This window comes from Stenotrophomonas sp. ZAC14A_NAIMI4_1, from assembly GCF_003086915.1.
GTDB lineage: Bacteria > Pseudomonadota > Gammaproteobacteria > Xanthomonadales > Xanthomonadaceae > Stenotrophomonas.
This window is the reverse complement of record NZ_CP026002.1, coordinates 1,207,863-1,229,745: the sequence shown is the minus strand read 5'-3', so window position 1 is coordinate 1,229,745 and position 21,883 is coordinate 1,207,863. Positions and strand designations below refer to the sequence as shown.

Here is a 21,883-nt window from a genome sequence, read left to right as displayed (position 1 = left end):
CCTTTCCGCAGGAAAGGGCTCTGACCCCGTTTGCAGAGCCCGGTTACAGCGTCGGCTCGATCTTCAACGCACCATGCGCCACCCGGTCATAGCAGGTCCGCACCACCTCTTCGCCGTACTTCAGCTCCAGCCGGCGCACGATGAAGTGGCCGCGCGCCATGTCCTGGTAGTAGTCGGTGAACATCGTATTGAGGGTGGCGCCGGCCGCGGCGCCCACGATCGGCACCGCCTGCGCGGCGAACTTCTCGGTCACCACCACGCCGAAACGCGCAGCCACCTTCTCCACCAGCTTGGCCAGCAGCTTGCCGGCTTCCTTCGGTGCCACGCCCAGGGTCAGGTCGCGGCCGGTCACCACGCGCCCGGCCAGTTCGGCCGACAGGTGGCGCATCACGTCGGTGGTGAAACCGCGCGCCAGGTAGTAACCGGTCTCGCTGGCATCGTCGCGTGGCGAATTGCCGCCCAGCGCGAACACCTCCAAGCAGGCCTGGCGGGTGCTGAACTGCGACAGGTCGAACCCCTCGCTGCGGGCCACGTCGGCCACGGCGCGCATCATGATGGTGGTCGACACCGGCAGCTCGATGAACAGCGCGGCGAAGCCGAAGGCACCGCCCACGGCACCCGACGTCGCCGCAGCCACCTTGTGCCAGCGGGTGGAGGCCGACTTGCCGGGCGTGTTGCCCATGCTCCACAGCGCCGCCTGTGCGGATTTCGACAGCGCCGCCTCGACGGCGCCATGGATGCGCCCGGAGATCGCCTTGGGCAGCGCCTTCACCGCGAACTCCAGCGGCGTGCCGACCAGGTTGGCCATGCGCGCGGTGATCGTCGGCGCCTCCAGCAGGGTCACCGCCCGCTGCAGGTCGGCCCAGTCCTGGGCATCGTGGGCGATATCGCGCGGCAGCAGGATCGGCTCGTTCATGGGGCCGATAGTAGCGCCAGGGAGTTGAACGGTTTGTCGCGGGCACGACAGAGGGGTCAGAGCCCTTTCCGCCGGAAAGGGATCCGACCCCGGCGCCTTGCCGGCCAGCGGCCGGCACTACCAGTTCGCGTGACCCCGGTAGCGCCGGGCCATGCCCGGCGTCGTTGTTCAGGCCGTCGGCAGGCCCGACAGCACGCCCATGAACTGGCGGTAGTGGCGCAGTTCGGCGATCGAATCATGCACGTCGCTCAGCGCGGTGTGGTTGCTGTTCTTGGCCAGCCCGGCAGCCACGGTCGGCGCCCAGCGCTTGGCCAGCTCCTTCACCGTGGACACGTCCAGGTTGCGGTAATGGAAGTACTTCTCCAGCCGCGGCATCTGGCGGTGCAGGAAACGGCGGTCCTGGCAGATCGAGTTGCCGCTCATCGGCGAAACACCCAACGGAATCCACTGCGCGAGGAAGTTCACGGTCTGCGCTTCGGCCTGGGCCAGGGTGGTGGTGCTGTCCAGCACGCGCTGCCACAGTCCCGAACGGCGATGCTGGTTGCGGTTCCACTCGTCCATCGCTTCCAGCGTTTCCAGCGGGTGGTGGATGGCGAATTCCGGGCCCTCGGCCAGCACGTTCAGCTGGGCATCGGTGACCACGGTGGCGATCTCGATGATCGAATCGTTGTCGGTATCCAACCCGGTCATTTCCAGGTCGATCCAGATCAGTCGTTCGTTGGCCGCGCCGTTCTCCACCATCGTGTCGCCTCGTTGCTGGGCAGGCAGGGCGCCCGCCGGAAAAGGAAAGAGGCGGCCATCATACCCTTTCGCTGCTCAGGCCTCGCCGGCGTGGTCTTCCAGCAGCAGCGGCGGCTTGCCGCGCTTGGCGCGGAAGTAATTGGTCAGGCGCAGGCTGGCCTCCTTGGCCAGCACGCCACCGTGGATCTCCACCCGGTGGTTGTGGCGGGCATCGCCCAGCAGGTTGAACACGCTGCCGCAGGCACCGGTCTTCGGGTCGCTGGCACCGTAGACCAGTCGCGCCACGCGCGCGTGCACGATGGCCATCGCGCACATCGCACACGGTTCCAGGGTCACGTACAGGGTGCTGCCGATCAACCGGTGGTTGGCCAGTGCCCGCCCACCTTCGCGCATGGCCACGATCTCGGCGTGTGCACTGGGGTCATGGGAGGCGATGTTGAGGTTCCAGCCCTCGCCCAGCAGCGCGCCATCGGCGCCCACCAGCACCGCCCCCACCGGAATTTCGTCGAATTCGTGCTGCGCGCGCTCGGCCAGGGCCAGTGCGTGGCGCATCCAGTGTTCATCGGCATCGTGCACAGGCACGCCCAGCGGGGTGTCGACCATGGTTCTCCTCCCGCTTGGGGCTGTTCAATTGCGGGTGAGGCAGCAGCATACTACGCGTCCTTCACAAGCACCTTGGACAGTCACATGCCCACACTACGTCCCTCCCGCGCCGACGAAGGCGCTGCCCTGGTCGATCTCTGGCGCCGCTCGGTCGATGCCACCCACGATTTCCTCAGTGCCGATGACCGCCAGGCCATCGATGCCGAAGTGGCCGGATTCCTGCCGCAGGCGCCGCTGCTGGTCGCCGCCGATGCCCAGGATCGCCCGCTTGGCTTCATGCTGATGGACGGCAGCCACATGGAAGCCTTGTTCATCGACCCCGCTGCGCGCGGTTCCGGCGTGGGCCGCGTGCTGCTGCAGCACGCGCTGGCCGAACACCCCCAGCTCACCACCGATGTCAACGCGCAGAACGCGCAGGCCGTGGGCTTCTATCGGCACCTGGGCTTCGTCGAAACCGGCCGCTCGCCGGTCGATGGCCACGGCCGGCCGTATCCGCTGATCCATCTGCGCTACGGCGGCTGAGCACGCCCACAATCCGTGCACTGGATGCTAGGTTTGCACTCCCTCGACACGGATGACGAACGATGCAACCAGGCGAAGTGATGTGGGGCCTGCTGATGGTGGTGATGGGCGCGGTCTGGCTGTTCGTGCCCTTCGCGATTTTTTCGTGCCGCTCGCTGCTGGCCCGGCTGCTGGCCGAACAACAGCGCACCAATGCGCTGTTGACCCATATCGGTGGCCGGCGCATTCCGCCGCCGGAACCCGAGCCGGTGCCATGGGTGCCGCTGCGCGACGACGAAATGCCCTGAACCATGGCGGCCCGGGGCATCGCGCCCTTGGGCTGGATACTCAGGCAGTCGCTTCGAATGCCGGGGAATAGCGCACCTCGCCCTGTGGCAACGGTGGCTGCAGGCACAGCGCCTGGAAGTACCCGGCAGGAACGCCCGGCAGCACCAGCGCCGGTTCGGCACGGAAACCAAAGCGGTGGTAATACGCTGGCTCGCCCAGCAGCACGCAGCCCCGCGCGTGCTGCCGGCGCAGTGCGTCGATGGCTGCGTCCATCAATGCAGACCCGATGCCCTGCCCCTGCCAGGCCGGCGCAACCGAGATGGGGCCCAGGCCGAACCAGCCAGCGCTGCCATCGGATATCGACACCGGCGATACCGCCACGTGACCGAGCAGCCGACTCTCGTCCACCGCCACCAGCGACACCGTCAGTTCACCGCGCGCACGCAATGCGTCAACGATGAACGCTTCGGTATGGCTGCTGTGCGCGGCGTGGGCGAAGGCGGCGGCCGTCAGTGCATGGATGCTGGCGACGTCGGCCGGGGTTTCAGGGCGGATGAGGTAGTTCACGGTGCATCCCGTTCAGTGCGTCTGCCCGCCATTGTCGGGCAGCGGGCGTTGCGCGGCTACGATTGGGGGATAATCGATCTCCCACCTGCAGGAGGCGATGATGGACTGGGTCGAACGAGCACGCGCATTGGCGATCGAAGCCCATGCCGGGCAGCAGGACAAAGCAGGGCGCCCCTACATCGAGCATGTGGCGCGCGTGGCGGGCGCCATCGAGGACGATCCGATCGCCCAGGCGACGGCCTGGCTGCATGACGTGGTGGAAGACTGCGACGATCACGCATCCCGCGTCGGCGACTTCCCTGCCCCGATCCAGCGGGCGGTGCAGCTGATGAGCCGCAACAGTGCACCCGATGCCGACACGTACTACGCACGCATCGCCGCCGACCCGGTGGCGTTGAAGGTGAAACTGGCGGATATCGCCGACAACGCGGACGAAGCGCGCCTGGCCGCCCTGGATGCGGCGACCGCCGAGCGGCTGCGCAGCAAGTACCGGCACGCGCTGGCCGCCCTCGGCGCCCGCCGCACGCCCTTGCACCCGCCGCGCTACAGCCCTGGCGCCGAGCGCGACGAGGCTGCCCCACGCCAACGCCTGGTGCAGCTGATGGAAGCCGGTGAGCGCCTGGATACGCTGGTGTGCGGCCTTGACCGCATCGCGTCCGGCTTCACGGAAGAAGCTGAACAAGCCGCTGCGCTGTTGCTGTTCATGCACAGCCAAGAGGTGCTGCAATCGCTGGCGGAGGTGCGCGGCATCGTTTCGCAGGAACTGGAAGCCCAGATGGAGCTGGATGCTTACGACACCTGGACCGACAAGGGCACGCCGGACTGGACGCCGCCTTACGGCGAGAGCGCCGAGCGCATCCTGCAGCGTTTCCTGGACACCTGTGGGCCGCTGCCCCGCTGGCAACCGGTAACACCGGGCACGCCCCTGGGCTGAAACACGGCAGCAATCCACCCATCGAACACTGATTTACCCCCGCGCAGCTGTCGGTGTTGCGGTGCAGCAGTACAATGGGCGGCTTCCTCCGCCCTGCCCGCCCCCCGCATGAGCCCCAATTCTCCCCTGGCCGCGCGGCTGACGCCGCGTCAGCGCACCTGGATCATCCTCGCCCTGTCGCTGGGTGGCTTTGCCATCGGCACCAGCGAATTCGCCAGCATGGGCCTGATGCTGGAAATCAGCCGCGGCCTGTCGATCAGCGAAACCCAGGTCGGCCACCTGATCAGCGCCTACGCCATCGGCGTGGTGGTCGGTGCGCCGATCCTCGCGTTCATCGGCGCCTCGTTCCCGCGCCGCAAGCTGCTGCTGGCCCTGATGGGCTTCTACGCGGTGGGCAACCTGGCCAGCGCCCTGGCTCCCAACTACAGCACCATGCTGATCGCGCGCTTCGTCGCCGGCCTGCCGCATGGCGCCTACTTCGGCGTGGCGATGCTGGTGGCCGCAGCCATCAGCCCCGCCGGCCAGCGTGGCCAGGCGATGTCGCGGGTGCTGCTGGGCCTGTCCATCGCGATCCTGATCGGCAACCCGCTGACCACCTGGCTGGGCCAGCAGTTGAGCTGGCGCACCGCCTTCGCCCTGGTCAGCGTGCTGGCCATCGCCACCGTGGTGATGATCGCCCGCTTCCTGCTGCCCGACCCGGACGAGGTGCGCACCTCGCCGATGCGTGAGCTGCGCGCGTTCAACACCACCCAGGTCTGGCTGGCGCTGGCCATCGGCGCGGTCGGCTTCGCGGGCATGTTCTGCGTGTTCACCTACCTCGCACCGACTCTGGTGCAGGTGACCGGCGTGGCCGAGTCGTGGATGCCGCTGGCGGTGGGTGTGTTCGGCATCGGCGCGATCATCGGCAACATCGCCGGCGGCTGGCTGGTGGACAAGTTCCACTTCAAGGCCGCGGCCGTGGTGCTGGTGTGGTCCATCGTGATGCTGCTGCTGTACCCGCTGGCCGCACAATCGGTGTGGACCATCGGCCCGATGATCATCACCGTGGGCACCATGGGCGCGCTGGCAGCCGTGCTGCAGACCCGCCTGATGGATGTGGCCGGCGAGGCGCAGACGCTGGCCGCCGCCTCCAACCACGCCGCCTTCAATACCGCCAATGCGCTGGGCCCGTGGCTGGGCGGCATGGCCATCAGCGCCGGCTTCAGCCCGGCCACCACCGGCTATGTCGGTGCCGCCACCGCCATCGGCGGCCTGCTGCTGTGGGGCGTGTCGATGCTGGTGGACCGCCGCCGCAAGGCGGCCTGAGCCGCCGGACCGCAGCCCTTGCCGCTGGCAGGGGCTGCGCCCGCCGACGGCGGCGTTGACCTCGCCGCCGCATCGGGCTGACGGTGCCGTCACAGGGGAAAGTGTGACGATGAATGCACCTTCTTCCTGGCAGCCCCTTTCCCATGTCGGACACCGGTCACTTCGCCATTCGCGCCTTCGAGGCCGTCTTCAACATGGCCGGTGGCGTCGAACGCATTACCGCGCTGACGGTGACCTGCAAGCACTGCGATGCCACGACATCGTCCACCGAAGGCAACCTGCTGCATCTTCCCGGTGGCACCCTGTTCCGTTGCGATGACTGCGGCTGCCACCAGGCGGTGAGCAATGCGCGCGTGGCCGACTGGCAGCTGCCGCGGGTACTGGGTGTATGAACATGGACGCGACCCTGACGGCCGGGCAGCTGCAGATCCTGCGCGCGATCGCCGATGCGCAGCCGGTGAAGGGCGACGACGCCACCTGGGCAGTCACAGCCGGGCTTGCGGTGCAGGCCGAAGACGGTGACATCGACCTGACCCCGCGCGGCCGCGACGTACTGCAGGCGCACGCGCCGCACTGACGCGGCGGGGCGGGCATGCGGCGCTTCGTGCAGGCCTTCGTCGACGCGGAAAGCTTTTCCGCTGACCTGCCCGGCGAAGTGTCTGCGGCGCTGGCCGGTGCCGATGCGCGCTACAACATCGGCAAGGACGGCCACGCATGGGTCTGGGCCGCCGGGGCATCCGATGCAGCCGCGGGCACCGTTGTTGCGGACATGCAGTGGGGCCTGGTGCCGCGCTGGTCGAAGCAGCCCTCCACCCCCTACACCACGGTTACCGCCCGGCTGGAGCGCGCGCCACGCAGCCGCATCTTCGCCGATGCCTGGAACAAGCGCCGCTGCATCGTGCCGATGACCGGCTACTTCAAATGGGACCGGCAGCGGCGGCCGCCCTGGCCGATGTTCGTCCAGCGCCAGGATGGCGTAGCGCTGCTGGCGGCGGGGCTGTGGGAGCACTGGCAGGATGAAGCGGGCCAGCAGCGCGATACGTTTTCGATCCTGACCGATGGCAACCCTGCCATCCCCGCCCCGTTGTCGCCCGATGGCCCGGTGTTCCTCGAGCCCGCCGCGGCTGCGGCCTGGCTCGGCGGCACCCTGGCTACGCCGGCACAACTGCGGCGGCATGCCCATACCGCTGCACTGGAAGCCACGTACGTCGGCCTCGGTATCCGCGACCCGCGTCGCGATGACTACACGCTGCTCGAACCCGTCGACCCGGACGGGCTGCAGGCCAATGACGCGCCGGCCGACTGGGATGGGGATGCGCTGGACGACGACGCGTGAGCGAGGGGCCTGGGGTCGGATCCCTTGCCAAAGGCAAGGGCTCTGACCCCAGCGCCTGACCAGAGAACCGGGGTCAGAGCCCTTTCCGCTGGAAAGGGATCCGACCCCTTCGCTCGACCGGAAGCCCGGGGTCGGATCCCTTGCCAAAGACAAGGGCTCTGACCCCTACGCCACCTTCGCTGAACCGCAAAAAACACATGGCGTGGATGTGGCTTCCTGCACAGTGCAGCCCATGCATCACCGCCCTGCCCCCGCCCGCCATGATGCCGTTGCCCTGCAGGCCGGAATGCTGGGCAGCGTGCTGGGCGTGGGCCTGTTCAAGGCACTGGCGCTGTCCGGCGTGGTGTCCGGCTCGTTGATGGGCATGGGGCTGTGGCTGCTGGCGTGCGTGCTGCTCGGCGCCTGGGCGCTGGCCGCTGGATTGGCCTGCCTGGCCCTCAGCCGGCGGGTATTCGTGCTGATGCTCGCCCTGTTGGCCGTGTTCGTGCTCTGCATCGCCTGACCTGCAGGCACCTCCGAAAAAAATCCTGTCCCCGGCGCTAAAGCTTCAGCCTGCGCCGCCGCTACCGTTGTACTGCTTGCCGGGACTCTCTCCTGTGCAGACACGCCCGGCAGTCGGGCCTACAACGACTACCGGATTTCACAAAATGAACACGTTGCGCCGCTTCAAGGTTGGCACCCGCCTCACTGCGGGCTTTTCCATCCTTCTCATCCTGATCGCCACCATTCTTGCGATCGCCCTGCACAGCAATTACCAGCAGCGGCAACAGTTCGACAACGCCGTGAACGTCCGCGTCACCCGCATGGGCGAGCTGTACGACATGCTCATCATCAACAAGGAACTGCTGCTCCTGCGCCGCGACATGCTGATCAAGCGCGGCCAGGGCCTGGGCGAGGACATCGCCAAGGCGCATGCGATGTCGGAGCGCTACGACCAGATCTGGACCCACTTCACCGAGCGCCCGGCCACCAGCCCGCTGGCCGAAACGATGCGCGCAAAGGTTGCCCAGAAGCAACAGGCCACCGTTGCACTCAACCGCGACCTCGATGCGGCGATGCTGGCCGGCGATTTCGATGCGGCCAGCACGCAGCTGCTGACCCGTGCCGGCCCCGCTGCCGCCGATTGGAACGCCGCGCTGGCCGAGTTCGCCGAACTGCAGCAGACCCTGGTCGACGAAGCCGCCAAGGAGATGCAGGCACTGGCCGCACGCACGACCGCGCTGCTCAGCCTGTTCGGCATGCTCAGCCTGGGCCTGGGCATCATCGCGGCATGGCTGATCTCGCGCAGCCTGACCCGCCCACTGGCGCAGGTGCAGGCGTCGATCAATGCGGTCACCCGCGGCGATCTCAGCATCCGCCACCAGGACGACAGCCCCGACGAAGTGGGCCAGATGCTGCGTGCCACCGACGGCATGGTCGGACTGCTGCAGCGCTTCTCGCAGCAGACCCAGCTGATGATCGGCAAGCATGCAGCCGAGGACATCAGCCACCGCATGCCGGTGGATTTCCCCGGCGTGTACGGCGAGCTGGCGCAGGGCATGAACACCATGGTGTTCGAGCACCTGGACGCGATCGTCGACGCCATCGAGGTACTGAACCAGTATGCCCAGGGCGACCTCAGCCGCGACGCACGGCGCCTGCCGGGCAGCCGCGCGATGCTGCACGAATCGATGGATGCCGCCAAGGCCAGCCTGCACGCCATCAACCAGGACATCCAGCGCCTGGCATCGGCCGCCGCAGCCGGCGACTTCAGCGTGCGTGGTGATGCCACCGCCTATCGCCACGATTTCCGCCGCATGATCGAAGACCTCAACCGCCTGATGGCCACCGCTGACGGCAGCCTCGGTGCGTTGTCGAAAGTGCTGGGTGCGATGGCCGAGGGCGACCTGACCCGCCGCATCGATGGCGACTTCCAGGGCGTGTTTGCCACCATGCAGCGCGACACCAACCGCACGGCGGAAAACCTCGCCGGCATCATCCGCCGCATCCAGCAGGCCTCCGGTTCGATCGCCAGCGCGTCCGATGAGATTGCCGCAGGCAACGCCGACCTGTCGCGGCGTACCGAAAGCCAGGCCGCCAACCTGGAAGAAACCGCTGCGTCGATGGAAGAGCTGACCTCCACCGTCCGCCAGAACGCCGAGCATGCGCAGCAGGCCGATGCAGCCTCGCGCAGTGCCGGCGAGGCCCTGCAGCAGACCGCGCACGCGGTGCAGGACGTAGTGCGCGTGATGGGCCAGATCAACGCCTCTTCGCTGCGCATCGGCGAAATGGTCAGCCTGATCGACGGCATCGCGTTCCAGACCAACATCCTGGCCCTCAATGCAGCGGTCGAGGCGGCCCGCGCGGGCGAACAGGGCCGCGGCTTCGCGGTGGTCGCCAGCGAAGTGCGCACCCTGGCCCAGCGCGCGGCGGCCTCGGCCAAGGACATCAAGGCACTGATCGATGAGTCCACCGGCAGCGTGGAAGCGGGCATCACCATCGCCCGCCAGACCGAGGCCGCCATCGGGCAGCTGACCGATGCCGCGGGCCAGACCGGGCATCTGGTGCAGCAGATCGCCCAGGCCAGCGTCGAGCAGGCGGCTGGCATCGAACAGGTCAACCAGACCATCGCGCAGATGGACGAGGCCACCCAGCAGAATGCCGCGCTGGTCGAGGAAGCCAGTGCAGCCGCGCGCGCAATGGCCGGGCAGGCAGCGGAACTGGACCAGGCCGCCGCCGTGTTCCGCGTCTCGGGCAACGCCGCCACCGCACTCCGGCGCGCGGCCTGATCGGCAGGGACCGATGCGGGCACTCACACTGCCCGCATCGGCGCCGCACTACCATCGCGGCGCAGGTCTGAAGCATTCAGCAGGCAGCGGCCTGCACCCCTTCCCCCGATCCCTGCCGCGCGACATTGTGGTTGCGCTGCCGCGGTCGTTCCTCCCATGCAGCCCCCCTGTACGTTCTGATGTGGTCCTGATGCCCTCCCCCGAACAAGAACGCCTTTCCACCCTGGCCGGCCTCAATGCGCTCGGCGACGTCTCCGGCGCCGCCCTCGACAGCCTCACCGAGCTCGCCACGCACGCTTTCAACGTGCCCGTTGCGTTCGTGTCGCTGCTGGAGGTCGATCGCCAGCGGCTGGTCTCGCGCAAGGGGCTGGACGTCACCCAGACGCATATCCGCGATTCGATCTGCGCCTCTGCCATCGGCATCGCCGAGACGCTGGTCATCGATGATCTGCGCGCGCACCCGCGCCACGCCAGCAATCCGCTGGTGACCGGCGATGCGCAGCTTCGCTTCTATGCAGGAACGCCCCTGGTTGCCCGCAACGGCGTGGCCATCGGTGCGTTCTGCATCATGGACGACGCGGCCCGGCAGTTTTCCGAAGCGCAGCGTCGCCAGCTGCAGACCCTGGCCAGCGCGGCGATGAACGAACTCGAGCTGCGTGCGCTGACCGGCCGCCGCGATCCGGTCAGCGGCCTGCCCGACCGCCATCAGTTCGCGCTGGACTTCGACGCCCACGCCGCGCGTGAGCCGGACGCCTTCATGCATGCGGTGCTGATCGACGTCTTCGATGCCACCACCGCTACCGAGGCCGGCCAGGTACTGGGCATGGCGCCACTGGAAACATTGATCCGCCGCATCGGCGTGCGCCTGCGGGTGGCGCTGGACGGCATGGCTGAGGTTTACCACGTGGGTGTGGCGCGGTTTGCCTTCGTGGTCGAGCTGTCATCGTCGAAGGCCGTGGAAGACCTGGTGGCCGAGCTGCAGGATCGGCTGACGCGGCCCATGATGGCCGCGCAGGTGCCGATGTCGCCCTCCTTCCACGCCGGCATCTGTGGCGTCACCCTGGGCCAGCACACGGCAGACGAGGCCATCCGCCGCATGCTGGTGGGGCTGAACGCCGCCATCAACAGCCGCTCGCCGTTCCGCTGGTATTCCGAAACGCGCGATGCGCGCACGCGGCGCGGCTATCGGTTGGCCACCGATGCACGCGAAGCGCTGCAGGAAAAGCAGTTCCACCTGGTCTACCAGCCGCGCTTCCGCGCCTCGGACCTGGAACCGGTGGCCGCCGAGGTGTTGATCCGCTGGAACCACCCGCAACTGGGTGCTGTCAGCCCGGCCGAGTTCATCCCGGTGTTCGAACGCACGGCGGTCATGCAGGGCATCACCCGCTGGGTGATCGACCAGGCGCTGGACCAGTGCGTTGCCTGGCGCGAGGCGGGCATCCTGCTGACCCTTTCGATCAACTACTCGGCGCGCGACATGGGCGAGGAAGATGCGGCGCTGCGACTGATCCGCGCGATCGAACAGAAAGGGCTGTCCTGCGCGGACATCGAAGTGGAGATCACCGAGAGCCAGTGGCTGCGCGTGGACTCCCCCGCCGGCCAGCAGCTGCGGCAGATGGCGGCGGCGGGGCTGCGCATCGCCGTGGATGACTTCGGTAGCGGCTACAGCAACTTCGGCTACCTCACCGAGCTGCCGATCAGCACGCTCAAGCTGGACAAGACCGTGATCGACCGCCTGTGCCTGGACCCGCGTGCCGCGCTGAAGGTGGAGGCGATCATCGGCCTGGCCCAGCGCCTGGGCTATGCCGCGGTGGCCGAAGGCGTGGAAAGCGCCGAGCAGGTCGCGCGGCTGCAGGCACTGGGCTGCGATGAAATCCAGGGCTTTGCCCTGGCCCGACCGATGACGGCTGAAGCGTTCAGCGAACGATTCCGCGGCGCGTCCGCCCAGGCGTAGCGTCGAGCTTGCTCGACTGCCTCTGCGTGAAAATCCGTCGAGCAAGCTCGACGCTACGAAGCACGCGATTACACACCGAGTCTTCCCAGGCGTAGAGTCGAGCTTGCTCGACTGTCTCTGCGCGCGGTTACGCGGCGCGTGCGGCCAGCAGTTCAGCCGCGCCGACACCCTCGAGCGAACCGCAGCGCTCCAGCACGCTACCGGTGTACTGCGGTCGCAGTAGCGGCAACGCTTCCTCCAGCGCCACGACATCGCCAAACGCGAAGCACAACGCAGTATCGGCCGGCACCTGCTGCAGTTCCTGATGGAAACGGATGGGGCACTCGAAGGCGCTGCCCAGCACCACCACCTTCACCTGCCCGGCGCGCTCGAACAGCGCATCCAGCATCTGCTCGCCGGCCATATCGAACACCGGCCGGCCCAGTTCGATGCCGGTCACGCAGCAGCCCACGAAAATCTCCTTGCCGCCAAACCGGGTGCGCAGCACACGCGCATCGGCCGGGTGGGAGGCGGAGAAGGTCTGGAGGAGCGTACTGCTGATCACGGCATGCCTTGCGGTTCGGGAAGGGCGTGCATTGTCAGGATGCAAGCGCGAAGGGGGGATGAAACAGCGGATCCGGCCGCTATACTTTGATCGTCCTCCGTGCTGCCCGGAACAGCTGCCATGCCCACCCGAATCGACTTCCGGCCTTCGCTGGACCTGGCATGCACAGTTACCGGCATGCGCGTGGCGCTGGTCGGCGAAGTCAGTGAAAGCACCTGGCGTTCCATCCAAAGCATCGACAGCGCGGGGCTGGGCATTTCCAGCGGCATGATCCTCGATATCAACCGTACCTTCTGCAAGGACGTGCGATCTTCGCGCGTGCCGGTCTGGTTTGGCGATGCTTTGGCCCACCCGGTGTTCCAGGACAACCCCATACCGGGCATGTACGGCTTCCGCAGCTATATCTCGGTGCCGTTGATGCTGACCGATGGCTCCATCTTCGGCACCCTGTGCACACTGGACCCCGAGCCGAAGCCGGTGGATGAGCCGCAGGTGCAGGCGATGATTTCCCTCGCCTCGCTCGTGGCGGCGCAGATCGATGCCATCCTCAGCCACGATGCCGACAGCCGCACCATCGATGGCCTGAAGGCGCAGGGTGATTCGGTCGGCCGCCAACTGGCCGAGTTCGAGCAGTCCAATGCCGAACTGCAGCGGGTGGCCAAGCAGCGCGAGGAATTCATCGGTGTGCTGGCGCACGATCTGCGCAATCCCGTGCAGGCCATCCGCGCCGGTGTCGATCTGCTGTCGCTGGGCGCGTTGTCCGATTCGCAGCAGAAGGTGCTTGGCCATATCAACGAGAGTGCCGACCGCATCGCCGAACTGATCGATGTCACCCTGGATTTCACACGCGGACGCCTGGGCAGCGGCATCGCACTGAAGCTGGAGCCGTGGTCGGACCTGTCCGGCATCCTGGCCATGGCCTGCCGCGAAGCAATGCGCCCCTATCCGCAGCGCGCCTGCGAGGTGGACCTGCAGCTGCCGTTGACCTTCCTCTGCGACGCCGCACGACTGTGCCAGCTGCTGGCCAACCTGGTCATCAACGCCGCCGTGCACGGTACGGCGGACCAGCCGATACGGGTGCATGGCCGCAGCACCGACGACGGTATCGAAATCAGCGTGGCCAACCAGGGTGTCATTCCGGCGGCGCAACTGGCGCAGATGTTCGAGCCGTTCGCGCGGCCACAGGAGCGGCGGCTGGATGCCGGGCTCGGGCTGGGGTTGTACATCGCCTCGCAGATTGCCAAGGCCCACGGCGGCACGCTGTCGGTGACCAGTTCCAGTGACACGGGTACCGTGCTGACCCTGCGGCTCTGAACGTCCCGTGCCGCTGCGTGCAGAGCGGCTACACGCCCGACCCGCTACCCTGTTGCACCTTCCTGCCCAGAGCGGCCATGTCTTCCTTCCCCCTCCCGGCGTCCGATCCCGGGCAGCTCGCGTACCGCCTGCTGCAGGACAGTGACTGGGCGCGTTCCCCAGCTGCAGCGGCTGCCCCGGTCGAGCTTCGCACTGTCCTGTCCCTGATCCTGGATTCGCCCGAGCCGCTCTGGATCGCTTGGGGAGCCGAGGATATGACGTTCTTCTTCAATGATGCCTACCTGCCGATGCTGGGCGAGAAGCTGCACGGCGCGATGGGCAGCGGCCTGCAGCAGGTGTGGGCCGACGTGTGGGAGGACGTGCGTGGTGCCATCGCCGATGCATTTGCCGGCAGGAGCCGCAGCTTCCAGAACCTGCCGCTGATGATGGATCGCGACGGCACCCTGAAGGAAACCTTCTGGACGTTCTCCTATTCTCCGCTGCGGATGGCAGACGGCGAAGTTGCCGGCCTGTTATGCGTGGTGAGCGAACAGACCGAGCGGGTGATCGAACGCACCCTGCACAGCCGCCAGGTTGCGGCCATTACCCAGGAGGCCCGCGAGGCCCATCTGGAACTTGTCCGCGCTCGCGAGCAGTTGCGCCAGGCGCAGAAGCTTGAGGCTATCGGACAGCTCACCGGCGGCGTGGCGCACGACTTCAACAATCTGCTGCAGGTGATCACCGGCTCGGCCGACATGCTGCTGCATACCGCCCAGGCGGAGGACCCCCGCCGCAGGTATGCGAACTCCATCGTTGCTGCAGCAGAGCGGGCGACGCGGCTGACTGCCCAGCTGCTGGCCTTTTCGCGCCGACAGAGTCTTTCGCCAGAGGTGTTCGACCTGCGCGAGAGCGTACGTGCACTGTCTGACATCATCACCACGGTGGTGGGCGCTCGTGTTTCGGTCGACATCACCCTGCCCGACACACCGCTGCAGGTGCTGCTGGACCGCAGCCAGCTCGACACTGCGCTCATCAACATCGTGGTCAATGCGCGCGATGCCATCGTCGGCCATGGCAAGGTCAGCATCGATGTGCAGCGGGTGACCTCAGTGCCGTCCGTGCGTTTCGCCGCGCCGATGAAGGGCGACTTCGCGGCAGTCTCCGTCAGTGACGACGGGACCGGCATCGACCCGGCCGTGCTGGACCACATCTTCGAGCCCTTCTTCACTACCAAGGATGTCGGGGCCGGAACCGGACTGGGTCTCAGCCAGGTCTTCGGCTTCGTCAAGCAGTCCGAAGGAGAGGTCGATGTACACAGCCAGCCCGGCGCGGGCACCCGTTTCACCCTGTATCTGCCGCTGTGCCACAGCACCGGGGTAGCGCAGCGCCCCGTGCAGCGCGAGGGGCTGGCGCAGGGCCATGGTCTGTGCGTGCTGGTGGTCGAGGACAACGTCGATGTGGCCGACTTTGCTGTAGCGGCGCTGCGCGAGCTCGATTACCAGGTGGTGCTGGCACGCAATGCCGCCGAAGCGCTGGCCGAACTCGATCGCGATGCCCAGCGCTTCCAAGTGGTGTTCACCGACGTGGTGATGCCGGGTGTCAACGGGCTGGACCTGGCGCGCAGCGTCCGCGAGCAGTTCCCCCGGCTCCCCGTCATTCTTACCAGCGGCTACAGCGAACTGCTGGCACGCGACCCCGGTCACGGCTTTACCCTGCTGCGCAAACCCTACTCACTCAATCAGCTGGCCCAGGTCATCAGCGAGGCGGGCCAGCATCACCGGTAGGCACCCATTTGGCGGGCACCTGCCAACTGCTGCCACCGCACCGGGCCACGCCATGTTCACGCAATGTTCCTGTAATACGGTGCGGCACCGCCGTCTCCCTCTCTCCACGCCGTACCGTCGATGCATATCCTGCTGATCGAAGACGAAACCGAACTGGCCGCCACGCTGAAGGGCGCGCTGCAGCGCGAGCGCCACGTGGTGGACCTGGCCGGCACCGTGGCGATGGCCCGCGAGGCGGCGCTCTGCGGGCTGCACGACCTGGTGCTGCTGGACCGCACCCTGCCCGACGGCGATGGCCTGGCCCTGATCGCCCTGCTGCGCCAGCACAACCCCGGCGTACCCATCATCGTGCTCAGTGCGCTGGGCCAGCTGCCCGACCGCGTGGCCGGGCTGGATGAAGGTGCCGACGATTACCTGGCCAAGCCCTTCGCGCTGGAGGAACTGTTCGCCCGCATCCGCGCCGTCGGCCGCCGCCCCAGCGGCCTCAACGCCGAGACCGTCACCGTCGGCCGCCTGAGCTTCGACCCGGTGTCCGGCGAAACCCGCGTGGGCGGCGAGCGACTGGACCTGCCGCGACGCGAGATCCGCGTCCTCGCCGCGCTGGCGCGGCGCATCGGCCGCACCGTGCTGCGCGAATCCATCGAGATGGCGGTGTATGGCTTCGATGATGGCGTGCACTCCAACACCCTCGATTCGCATGTCTCGCGCCTGCGCCGCAAGCTGGCCGAGGCCGATGCCGGCGTGGAGATCCACGCCATCCGTGGCGTCGGCTACCTGATGCGGGAAATCAAGTAATGGCGCGGCGTACTTCGCTGAAGTGGCCGCTGATCATCAAGCCGCTGATCTTCCATCTGCTTGCCCTGCTGCTGGCGTTCTTCGTGCTGCTGATGGTGCTGGTGCGCGTGGACAGCGGTGGCTACTACACCATCCAGACCTTCGCGCCGGTGGCCGCCGACGCCGTGCATCGTGATGCCAGCGGCAGGCTGTTCGTGAAGAACACACCGGAGCTGGCCGAAGAACTGAAGATCGCGCCGGGCGCCTGGTTCATCGCCCAGGATGACAGCGGCCACCACGTGACCTTCGGCAACGTGCCGCCCGCCTACGCCTCACTGGTGGGGCTGCTGGACGGCATTCCCTACGGAGACCTGCGCGGGCGCGAACGCGGCGACGGCCTGGCGGTGGTGGTGCGCCAGCACACCGGCCCGGCGGGCAAGCTGACGATCATGGCCCATGGCGAAGTGGATACCCTTACCTGGCAGATGGCGCTGGCCGCGCACATCATCACCGTGCCGATCTTCCTGCTGCTGGCGCTGGTGACCATCGTGCTGACGCCGATCATCGTGCGCCGCGCACTGGCCGGCGTGGAGCGCATCGCCGCCGAAGCCGGGAAGATTTCCGCCAACCACCGCGGCATCCGCCTCACCGCCACGGCGGTACCGGTGGAGATCGCACCGCTGGTGAACGCGGTGAACGACGCGCTGGACCGGCTGGACGAGGGCCACGAACGCCAGCGCCGCTTCATTGCCGCGGCCGCCCACGAACTGCGCACGCCCATCGCGATCCTGCGGGTGAAGCTGGACGCCGCCGACGATGCCACCTCACGCAGCCTGGCCCTGGAGGTGGCGCGCCTGGCCACGCTGGCCGAGCAGCTGCTGGACCTGCACCGCATGGACGAAGACGGGCCGAAGGAAACGCTGAACCTGGCGCGTGTGGCCAAGCGCGCGGTGGCCGACCTGGCGCCATTGCTGATCCAGTCCGAGCGCACGGTCGCGGTGTCGGTGGAGCAGCACTACCCGGTGCTGGGCGAAGCCGGCGCGATCGAGCGTGTGATCTCCAACCTGGTGTTGAACGCGGCCGAACACGGTGGCCGCGACGTGATCGTGCGTGTACAGGGCAGCTGCCTGGAAGTGGAAGATGATGGCCCCGGCATACCGGTGGCCGAACGCGAACGCGTTTTCGAGCCTTTCCAGCGCCTGCGCCCCCGGCAGAGCGGCGCGGGCCTGGGCCTGAACCTGGTGCGGCAGGTGGTGGAACGCCACGGCGGGCAGGTCACGATTCTAGACGCGCCCGGTGGTGGCGCGTTGATCCGCGTGGAGTTTCCGCCGCACCCCGGTGCGAACCCGCCGGCGGCGTGACTGCCACCTGTCTGCAGGTGCGTGCGGCACGCGCCGGCAAGCTTGCGGCAATGTTGGCTGCGCAGTATCGGGCGCAGGGCGCCTGTGCGCGTCCCTGTTCCGTACTGAAAGGACGCCCATGCCGCAGGCCGCCGCTGCACCGCCGAAAAACACGCCCCGATCCGAACCGGGCGCCGCGGCCACTTCGCTGACCGTCGCCGCCTGGAACCGGCACCCGCAACCGCGGCGCCTGCGCGGGCTGGCACACTGGCCGCGCTGGCTGCGTGACCTGCCGGAGCCGGCGCGGCCGATCGCACTGGCGCGACTGTTCGGCGCACTGTTCATGGCCCTGCCCGGCGCCGCCCTCGTGGTGTTCTTGGCACTGCACGCAGGCGCAGCGCTGGCGGCGGCCACACTGCTGCTGGTGGCGACACACGCCACGCTGCATGCCATGGCCGCGTGGTCACAGGCCCGCACCGGAACGTCTTCACCGTGGCCACAACGGTTGGAACCCCCTGCCCCGGCGCTGCTGTCGTGGACCAGCCTGCTGCCGTTCGCAACGGTCGCGGCCCCGGGCGCCAACGCCATGCTCGGCGCCAGCGTGGCCCTGCTGCTGCTCAACGCATGGCTCACTGCACACGGCCGCCATCGCCCCTGGCAGCGGCCGCTGCATGTGGCAACGGCCACGCTGTTGGCCGCTACCCTGGCCGGGCAGGCGGTGCTGCTGTCCCCGCCCGCGCGCGCCGCGTTGCTGGCGGGCGCGGCCTGCATCGGCGTGTCGGTGGCCGTGCAATTGCGTGCTGGCACGCATCGCATCACAGGGCATCTGTTGCTGGTGCTGGGCAGCCTGTGCGCGGCCGTCGCCGTGGCGCTGCAGGTCGGCAGCCACTGAGCAGGCCGGGCGCCGCAAGGTTGGCGCAATCCTGGACATCGAGACTCGGCCCTGCCTGCACGCACAGGCACGCCCGTCATTCCTGCAAGGATTTCCGATGTTCACCGCACAACGGGCAACGCGCCCATGAGCGCCGCACCCCGCACCCGTCGCCGCCTGTGGATCGCCGCCCCCGCTGGCGCGTGCCTGCTGGCCCTGGCCGTGCTCTGGCTGATGCCCGCCGCGCCGCCCGAACTGGAGGTGTCGCCCGTTCAACGCGGCGATATCGAGCAGGTGGTCGAAGCCACCGGCACCCTGAAGCCCTCGCGCCTGGTGAGCGTGGGTGCACAGGTTTCCGGGCGCATCGAAACCCTGCACGTGAAGCTGGGCGACCGGGTGAAGGCCGGCGACCTGATTGCCGAGATCGACTCGCGTACCCAGCGCAACGCGCTGCAGAGCGCCCAGGCCGCACAACGCAGCGCCCGCGCCAACCGCGATGCCCTGGCTGCCGACCTGCGCCAGTACCAGCTGACCCTGCAGCGCCAGCAGGCACTGGTCGCCCGCCAACTGGTGGCGCGTGCCGACTACGATGCAGCCAGAACCAAGGTCGACGCCACCCGCGAACAGGTCGCCGCCCTCGATGGCGAAGTGGTGCAGCGGCAGACCGATGTGGACGTGGCACAGACCAACCTGGGCTACACGCGCATCACTGCCCCAACCGACGGCACCGTGCTGGCCGTGGTCGCCCGCCAGGGGCAGACCGTCAACGCAGTGCAGAGCGCCCCGACCATCGTGATGCTGGGCAACCAGGACGTGATGACCGTCTACGCAGAAATCTCCGAGGCCGACGTAGTGCACACCGCCCTGGGCCAGGAGGCGTACTTCACCATCCTCGGCGACAGCGGCCGGCGCTACAGCAGCACGCTGCGCGACATCGCACCGGCGCCGGAATCGATCACCAACGAAGACACCTCCGGTTTCGCCGCGCCCGGCGCGTCGGCCGGTGCCAGCCGCACCGCCATGTACTACAACGGCCAGTTCGACGTGGACAACGCCGATGGCCGCCTGCGCAGCTACATGACCGCACAGGTGCGCATCGTGCTCGGCCGTGCCAAGGGGGTGCTGACCATCCCATCGGCCGCCCTGGGCGCACGGTCAGCCGATGGCAGCTACAGCGTGCAGGTGCGTGGCGCCGATGGCCGGCCAGCCGCGCGGCGCATCACCACCGGGCTGGATGACCAGATCAACGTGGAGGTGCGCAGTGGCCTGCAGCAAGGCGAACAGGTGGTGCTGGCACAGACTGCCGACGCTCCGGCAGCCACGGGCGCTGCACAGCCATGACCGACGCCGCGATGGACGGGGCGCTGCTGCGCGTGCGCGGCATCCGCCGCGAGTTCGCCGCGGGCGAGCAGACCCTGGTGGTGCTCGATGGCATCGACCTGGACATCCGCGCTGGCGAACTGGTGGCCATCGTCGGCCAGTCCGGCTCGGGTAAATCCACGCTGATGAACATCCTCGGCTGCCTGGACCGGCCCTCGGCCGGCACCTACTGCATTGCCGGCCGCGAGACCGCGCAGATGACGCCGGATGAACTGGCCGAACTGCGCCGCGAGCACTTCGGTTTCATCTTCCAGCGCTACCACCTGCTGACCGACCTCACCGCGCTGGGCAACGTCGAAGTGCCGGCCATCTATGCTGGCCAGCCAGCGGCCGAGCGCCACCGCCGCGCGCAGGCGCTGCTGCAGCGGCTCGGCCTGGGCGAGCGCATGCAGCACCTGCCCGGCGAGCTGTCCGGCGGCCAGCAGCAGCGCGTGTCCATCGCCCGTGCGCTGATGAACGGTGGCGCGGTGATCTTCGCCGACGAGCCCACCGGCGCACTGGATACGCAGTCCGGCAAGGAGGTGATGAAGATCCTCGGTGAACTGCATGCCGAAGGCCACACCGTGGTGCTGGTGACCCATGACATGGCCGTGGCCGAGCACGCCCAGCGCATCATCGAGATCCGCGATGGGCGCATCGTGGATGATCGCCCCACCGCGGCCGCCTTGGCCGCCAGTACCAACGCGTCCACCGCGCTGCAGGCCCGCAGCGAGGGCAGCGGCTGGCAGGCCCTGCGCGACCGCTTCACCGAAGCCTTCCGCATGGCCCTGCGCGCGATGAACGCACACCGCATGCGCACCTTCCTCACCATGCTCGGCATCATCATCGGCATCGCCTCGGTGGTGTCGGTGGTGGCGCTGGGCACCGGTGCACGCCAGGCCATCCTGTCCAACATCGCCTCGCTGGGCACCAACACCATCGAGATCTACCCCGGCTCGGGCTTTGGCGATGTACACGCCGCGCAGGTGGAAACGCTGACCCCGGGCGACAGCGTTGCCCTGGCCGGGCAGCCCTTCGTGGACAGCGCGACGCCCGGCGTGGCCAGCAGCGGCACCGCACAGCGCGGCAATCGTGCAGCAAACGTGCAGATCCAGGGCGTCAGCGAGCAGTACTTCCGCGTGCACGGGTTGAAGCTGGGCGCCGGCCGCTTCTTCGGCCAGCCTGCGGTGGCCGGCCACCAGCAGGTGGCGGTGATCGACGCCAACACGCGCGCACGCTTCTTCGCCGCCCAGGAGGATCCCATCGGCCAGAGCCTGCTGCTGGGCAACGTGCCGGTGCGGGTGGTGGGCGTGGTCAAGAAGGAAGCCGGCGCCGTGGGTGACGCTTCACTGCTGCAGGTCTGGGTGCCCTACACCACCGCCATGGCCCGCATGCTGGGGCAGAGCCACGTGTCGAACATCACCGTCCGCGTCTCCGATGCGGTGGGCATGCAGGCAGCGGAGGCCTCGATCAGCCGGCTGCTGGCGCGCCGCCATGGCCGCACGGACTTCTACATGAGCAACAACGCGCAGATCCGCCAGTCCATCGAACAGACCACGCGCATCCTGACCTTGATGATCAGCGCCATCGCCGCCATCGCGCTGGTGGTGGGCGGCATCGGCGTGATGAACATCATGCTGGTCTCGGTGACCGAACGGACCCGCGAGATCGGCGTGCGCATGGCCGTGGGTGCCCGGCGCAGCGACATCCTGCAGCAGTTCCTCATCGAATCGGTGCTGGTGTGCCTGCTCGGTGGCGTGCTGGGCATCGGCGTGGCGCTGGCCCTGGGTGCGGTGCTGGCCTTGGCCGATATCGGCTTCAGCCTGGTGTTCTCCTCCGCCTCGATCCTGGCAGCGTTCGCCTGCAGCAGCCTGATCGGCATCGGCTTTGGCTTCCTGCCGGCACGCCGTGCCGCACAGCTCGACCCGGTGGAAGCACTGGTCCGCTGAACAGCATGCAGAACGCTGCAGTGACGGCAGGTTCGCGCAATGTCCGCGCGCTGTAC

22 protein-coding genes are annotated in these 21,883 nt (G+C 68.0%); 17 read left to right on the top strand and 5 right to left on the bottom strand.

Annotated features, from left to right (window positions below; all coding sequences use genetic code 11):
* Positions 1-43: 43 nt before the first annotated feature.
* The 3 genes from C1926_RS05710 to tadA all read right to left on the bottom strand — a co-directional run bounded on the left by C1926_RS05710 (position 44) and on the right by tadA (position 2,260).
* On the bottom strand, positions 44-916 hold the full coding sequence (locus tag C1926_RS05710) for an EcsC family protein (RefSeq protein ID WP_108758529.1): 873 nt from the start codon (positions 914-916) through the stop codon (positions 44-46).
* Between the two features lie 168 nt (positions 917-1,084).
* Positions 1,085-1,657 carry an oligoribonuclease gene (gene orn, locus C1926_RS05705; protein ID WP_108758528.1) on the bottom strand — a complete coding sequence of 191 codons (573 nt, stop codon included), beginning with the start codon at positions 1,655-1,657 and terminating at the stop codon, positions 1,085-1,087.
* A gap of 75 nt (positions 1,658-1,732) precedes the next feature.
* Complete coding sequence (gene tadA / locus C1926_RS05700) at positions 1,733-2,260, bottom strand: tRNA adenosine(34) deaminase TadA (RefSeq protein ID WP_108758527.1); 528 nt, start codon at positions 2,258-2,260, stop codon at positions 1,733-1,735.
* 84 nt (positions 2,261-2,344) lie between these two features.
* Here tadA and C1926_RS05695 point away from each other — a divergent pair, with 84 nt between their 5' ends.
* Both C1926_RS05695 and C1926_RS05690 read left to right on the top strand, forming a co-directional pair.
* Positions 2,345-2,782: an acetyltransferase gene (locus tag C1926_RS05695; protein ID WP_108758526.1), complete on the top strand. Its 438-nt coding sequence runs from the start codon at positions 2,345-2,347 to the stop codon at positions 2,780-2,782.
* Positions 2,783-2,862: 80 nt separating this feature from the next.
* The gene (locus C1926_RS05690) at positions 2,863-3,069 is read left to right on the top strand and encodes a hypothetical protein (protein WP_254051479.1); all 207 of its coding nucleotides are present in this window, start codon (positions 2,863-2,865) and stop codon (positions 3,067-3,069) included.
* Positions 3,070-3,109: 40 nt separating this feature from the next.
* On the opposite strand, the gene C1926_RS05685 is transcribed toward C1926_RS05690, so the two are convergent.
* Positions 3,110-3,616, bottom strand: a complete 507-nt coding sequence (locus tag C1926_RS05685) for an N-acetyltransferase (protein ID WP_108758524.1) — start codon at positions 3,614-3,616, stop codon at positions 3,110-3,112.
* Positions 3,617-3,716: 100 nt separating this feature from the next.
* Between C1926_RS05685 and C1926_RS21785 the strand changes: the two genes are divergently transcribed.
* The 8 genes from C1926_RS21785 to C1926_RS05645 all read left to right on the top strand — a co-directional run bounded on the left by C1926_RS21785 (position 3,717) and on the right by C1926_RS05645 (position 11,913).
* Positions 3,717-4,550 carry an HD domain-containing protein gene (locus C1926_RS21785; RefSeq protein WP_108758523.1) on the top strand — a complete coding sequence of 278 codons (834 nt, stop codon included), beginning with the start codon at positions 3,717-3,719 and terminating at the stop codon, positions 4,548-4,550.
* A 108-nt stretch (positions 4,551-4,658) separates the two neighbouring features.
* Positions 4,659-5,855, top strand: a complete 1,197-nt coding sequence (locus tag C1926_RS05675; RefSeq protein ID WP_079222313.1) for an MFS transporter — start codon at positions 4,659-4,661, stop codon at positions 5,853-5,855.
* 143 nt (positions 5,856-5,998) lie between these two features.
* A complete protein-coding gene (locus C1926_RS05670; protein WP_079222314.1) occupies positions 5,999-6,247 on the top strand; it encodes a hypothetical protein in 249 nt (82 codons plus the stop codon).
* Positions 6,244-6,432, top strand: a complete 189-nt coding sequence (locus C1926_RS05665; protein ID WP_108758522.1) for a hypothetical protein — start codon at positions 6,244-6,246, stop codon at positions 6,430-6,432. The genes C1926_RS05670 and C1926_RS05665 overlap by 4 nt, the downstream gene beginning before the upstream one ends.
* A gap of 15 nt (positions 6,433-6,447) precedes the next feature.
* Positions 6,448-7,191 carry an SOS response-associated peptidase family protein gene (locus C1926_RS05660; RefSeq protein WP_108758521.1) on the top strand — a complete coding sequence of 248 codons (744 nt, stop codon included), beginning with the start codon at positions 6,448-6,450 and terminating at the stop codon, positions 7,189-7,191.
* Between the two features lie 232 nt (positions 7,192-7,423).
* A complete protein-coding gene (locus C1926_RS05655; protein WP_108758520.1) occupies positions 7,424-7,693 on the top strand; it encodes a hypothetical protein in 270 nt (89 codons plus the stop codon).
* 145 nt (positions 7,694-7,838) lie between these two features.
* Positions 7,839-9,959 carry a methyl-accepting chemotaxis protein gene (locus C1926_RS21905; protein WP_108758519.1) on the top strand — a complete coding sequence of 707 codons (2,121 nt, stop codon included), beginning with the start codon at positions 7,839-7,841 and terminating at the stop codon, positions 9,957-9,959.
* A gap of 190 nt (positions 9,960-10,149) precedes the next feature.
* The gene (locus tag C1926_RS05645; protein ID WP_108758518.1) at positions 10,150-11,913 is read left to right on the top strand and encodes a sensor domain-containing phosphodiesterase; all 1,764 of its coding nucleotides are present in this window, start codon (positions 10,150-10,152) and stop codon (positions 11,911-11,913) included.
* A 127-nt stretch (positions 11,914-12,040) separates the two neighbouring features.
* On the opposite strand, the gene C1926_RS05640 is transcribed toward C1926_RS05645, so the two are convergent.
* Positions 12,041-12,457, bottom strand: coding sequence for a hypothetical protein (locus C1926_RS05640; protein ID WP_108758517.1), 417 nt, complete (start codon positions 12,455-12,457; stop codon positions 12,041-12,043).
* Positions 12,458-12,577: 120 nt separating this feature from the next.
* Here C1926_RS05640 and C1926_RS05635 point away from each other — a divergent pair, with 120 nt between their 5' ends.
* The 7 genes from C1926_RS05635 to C1926_RS05605 all read left to right on the top strand — a co-directional run bounded on the left by C1926_RS05635 (position 12,578) and on the right by C1926_RS05605 (position 21,827).
* Positions 12,578-13,771 carry a GAF domain-containing sensor histidine kinase gene (locus C1926_RS05635; protein ID WP_108758516.1) on the top strand — a complete coding sequence of 398 codons (1,194 nt, stop codon included), beginning with the start codon at positions 12,578-12,580 and terminating at the stop codon, positions 13,769-13,771.
* Positions 13,772-13,788: 17 nt separating this feature from the next.
* Positions 13,789-15,534: a PAS domain-containing sensor histidine kinase gene (locus C1926_RS05630; RefSeq protein ID WP_254057373.1), complete on the top strand. Its 1,746-nt coding sequence runs from the start codon at positions 13,789-13,791 to the stop codon at positions 15,532-15,534.
* A gap of 120 nt (positions 15,535-15,654) precedes the next feature.
* Complete coding sequence (locus C1926_RS05625) at positions 15,655-16,329, top strand: response regulator transcription factor (protein ID WP_108746926.1); 675 nt, start codon at positions 15,655-15,657, stop codon at positions 16,327-16,329.
* Complete coding sequence (locus C1926_RS05620; RefSeq protein ID WP_108758514.1) at positions 16,329-17,669, top strand: HAMP domain-containing sensor histidine kinase; 1,341 nt, start codon at positions 16,329-16,331, stop codon at positions 17,667-17,669. The genes C1926_RS05625 and C1926_RS05620 overlap by 1 nt, the downstream gene beginning before the upstream one ends.
* Positions 17,670-17,787: 118 nt before the next feature.
* Positions 17,788-18,540, top strand: a complete 753-nt coding sequence (locus C1926_RS05615) for a hypothetical protein (protein ID WP_108758513.1) — start codon at positions 17,788-17,790, stop codon at positions 18,538-18,540.
* A gap of 126 nt (positions 18,541-18,666) precedes the next feature.
* On the top strand, positions 18,667-19,860 hold the full coding sequence (locus C1926_RS05610) for an efflux RND transporter periplasmic adaptor subunit (protein WP_108758512.1): 1,194 nt from the start codon (positions 18,667-18,669) through the stop codon (positions 19,858-19,860).
* Entirely contained in the window at positions 19,857-21,827 is a 1,971-nt protein-coding gene (locus C1926_RS05605) for a MacB family efflux pump subunit (protein ID WP_254057372.1), read from the top strand. Before C1926_RS05610 ends, C1926_RS05605 begins: the two co-directional genes overlap by 4 nt.
* Positions 21,828-21,883 lie beyond the last annotated feature (56 nt).

What these genes read in the sequence shown, in the direction of transcription:
- C1926_RS05710 (WP_108758529.1), bottom strand. Translation starts at nt 916, where the DNA reads ATGAACGAGCCGATCCTGCTGCCGCGCGATATCGCCCACGATGCCCAG.
- orn (WP_108758528.1), bottom strand. Translation starts at nt 1,657, where the DNA reads ATGGTGGAGAACGGCGCGGCCAACGAACGACTGATCTGGATCGACCTG.
- tadA (WP_108758527.1), bottom strand. Translation starts at nt 2,260, where the DNA reads ATGGTCGACACCCCGCTGGGCGTGCCTGTGCACGATGCCGATGAACAC.
- C1926_RS05695 (WP_108758526.1), top strand. Translation starts at nt 2,345, where the DNA reads ATGCCCACACTACGTCCCTCCCGCGCCGACGAAGGCGCTGCCCTGGTC.
- C1926_RS05690 (WP_254051479.1), top strand. Translation starts at nt 2,863, where the DNA reads ATGTGGGGCCTGCTGATGGTGGTGATGGGCGCGGTCTGGCTGTTCGTG.
- C1926_RS21785 (WP_108758523.1), top strand. Translation starts at nt 3,717, where the DNA reads ATGGACTGGGTCGAACGAGCACGCGCATTGGCGATCGAAGCCCATGCC.
- C1926_RS05675 (WP_079222313.1), top strand. Translation starts at nt 4,659, where the DNA reads ATGAGCCCCAATTCTCCCCTGGCCGCGCGGCTGACGCCGCGTCAGCGC.
- C1926_RS05670 (WP_079222314.1), top strand. Translation starts at nt 5,999, where the DNA reads ATGTCGGACACCGGTCACTTCGCCATTCGCGCCTTCGAGGCCGTCTTC.
- C1926_RS05665 (WP_108758522.1), top strand. Translation starts at nt 6,244, where the DNA reads ATGAACATGGACGCGACCCTGACGGCCGGGCAGCTGCAGATCCTGCGC.
- C1926_RS05660 (WP_108758521.1), top strand. Translation starts at nt 6,448, where the DNA reads ATGCGGCGCTTCGTGCAGGCCTTCGTCGACGCGGAAAGCTTTTCCGCT.
- C1926_RS05655 (WP_108758520.1), top strand. Translation starts at nt 7,424, where the DNA reads ATGCATCACCGCCCTGCCCCCGCCCGCCATGATGCCGTTGCCCTGCAG.
- C1926_RS21905 (WP_108758519.1), top strand. Translation starts at nt 7,839, where the DNA reads ATGAACACGTTGCGCCGCTTCAAGGTTGGCACCCGCCTCACTGCGGGC.
- C1926_RS05645 (WP_108758518.1), top strand. Translation starts at nt 10,150, where the DNA reads ATGCCCTCCCCCGAACAAGAACGCCTTTCCACCCTGGCCGGCCTCAAT.
- C1926_RS05635 (WP_108758516.1), top strand. Translation starts at nt 12,578, where the DNA reads ATGCCCACCCGAATCGACTTCCGGCCTTCGCTGGACCTGGCATGCACA.
- C1926_RS05625 (WP_108746926.1), top strand. Translation starts at nt 15,655, where the DNA reads ATGCATATCCTGCTGATCGAAGACGAAACCGAACTGGCCGCCACGCTG.
- C1926_RS05620 (WP_108758514.1), top strand. Translation starts at nt 16,329, where the DNA reads ATGGCGCGGCGTACTTCGCTGAAGTGGCCGCTGATCATCAAGCCGCTG.
- C1926_RS05615 (WP_108758513.1), top strand. Translation starts at nt 17,788, where the DNA reads ATGCCGCAGGCCGCCGCTGCACCGCCGAAAAACACGCCCCGATCCGAA.
- C1926_RS05610 (WP_108758512.1), top strand. Translation starts at nt 18,667, where the DNA reads ATGAGCGCCGCACCCCGCACCCGTCGCCGCCTGTGGATCGCCGCCCCC.
- C1926_RS05605 (WP_254057372.1), top strand. Translation starts at nt 19,857, where the DNA reads ATGACCGACGCCGCGATGGACGGGGCGCTGCTGCGCGTGCGCGGCATC.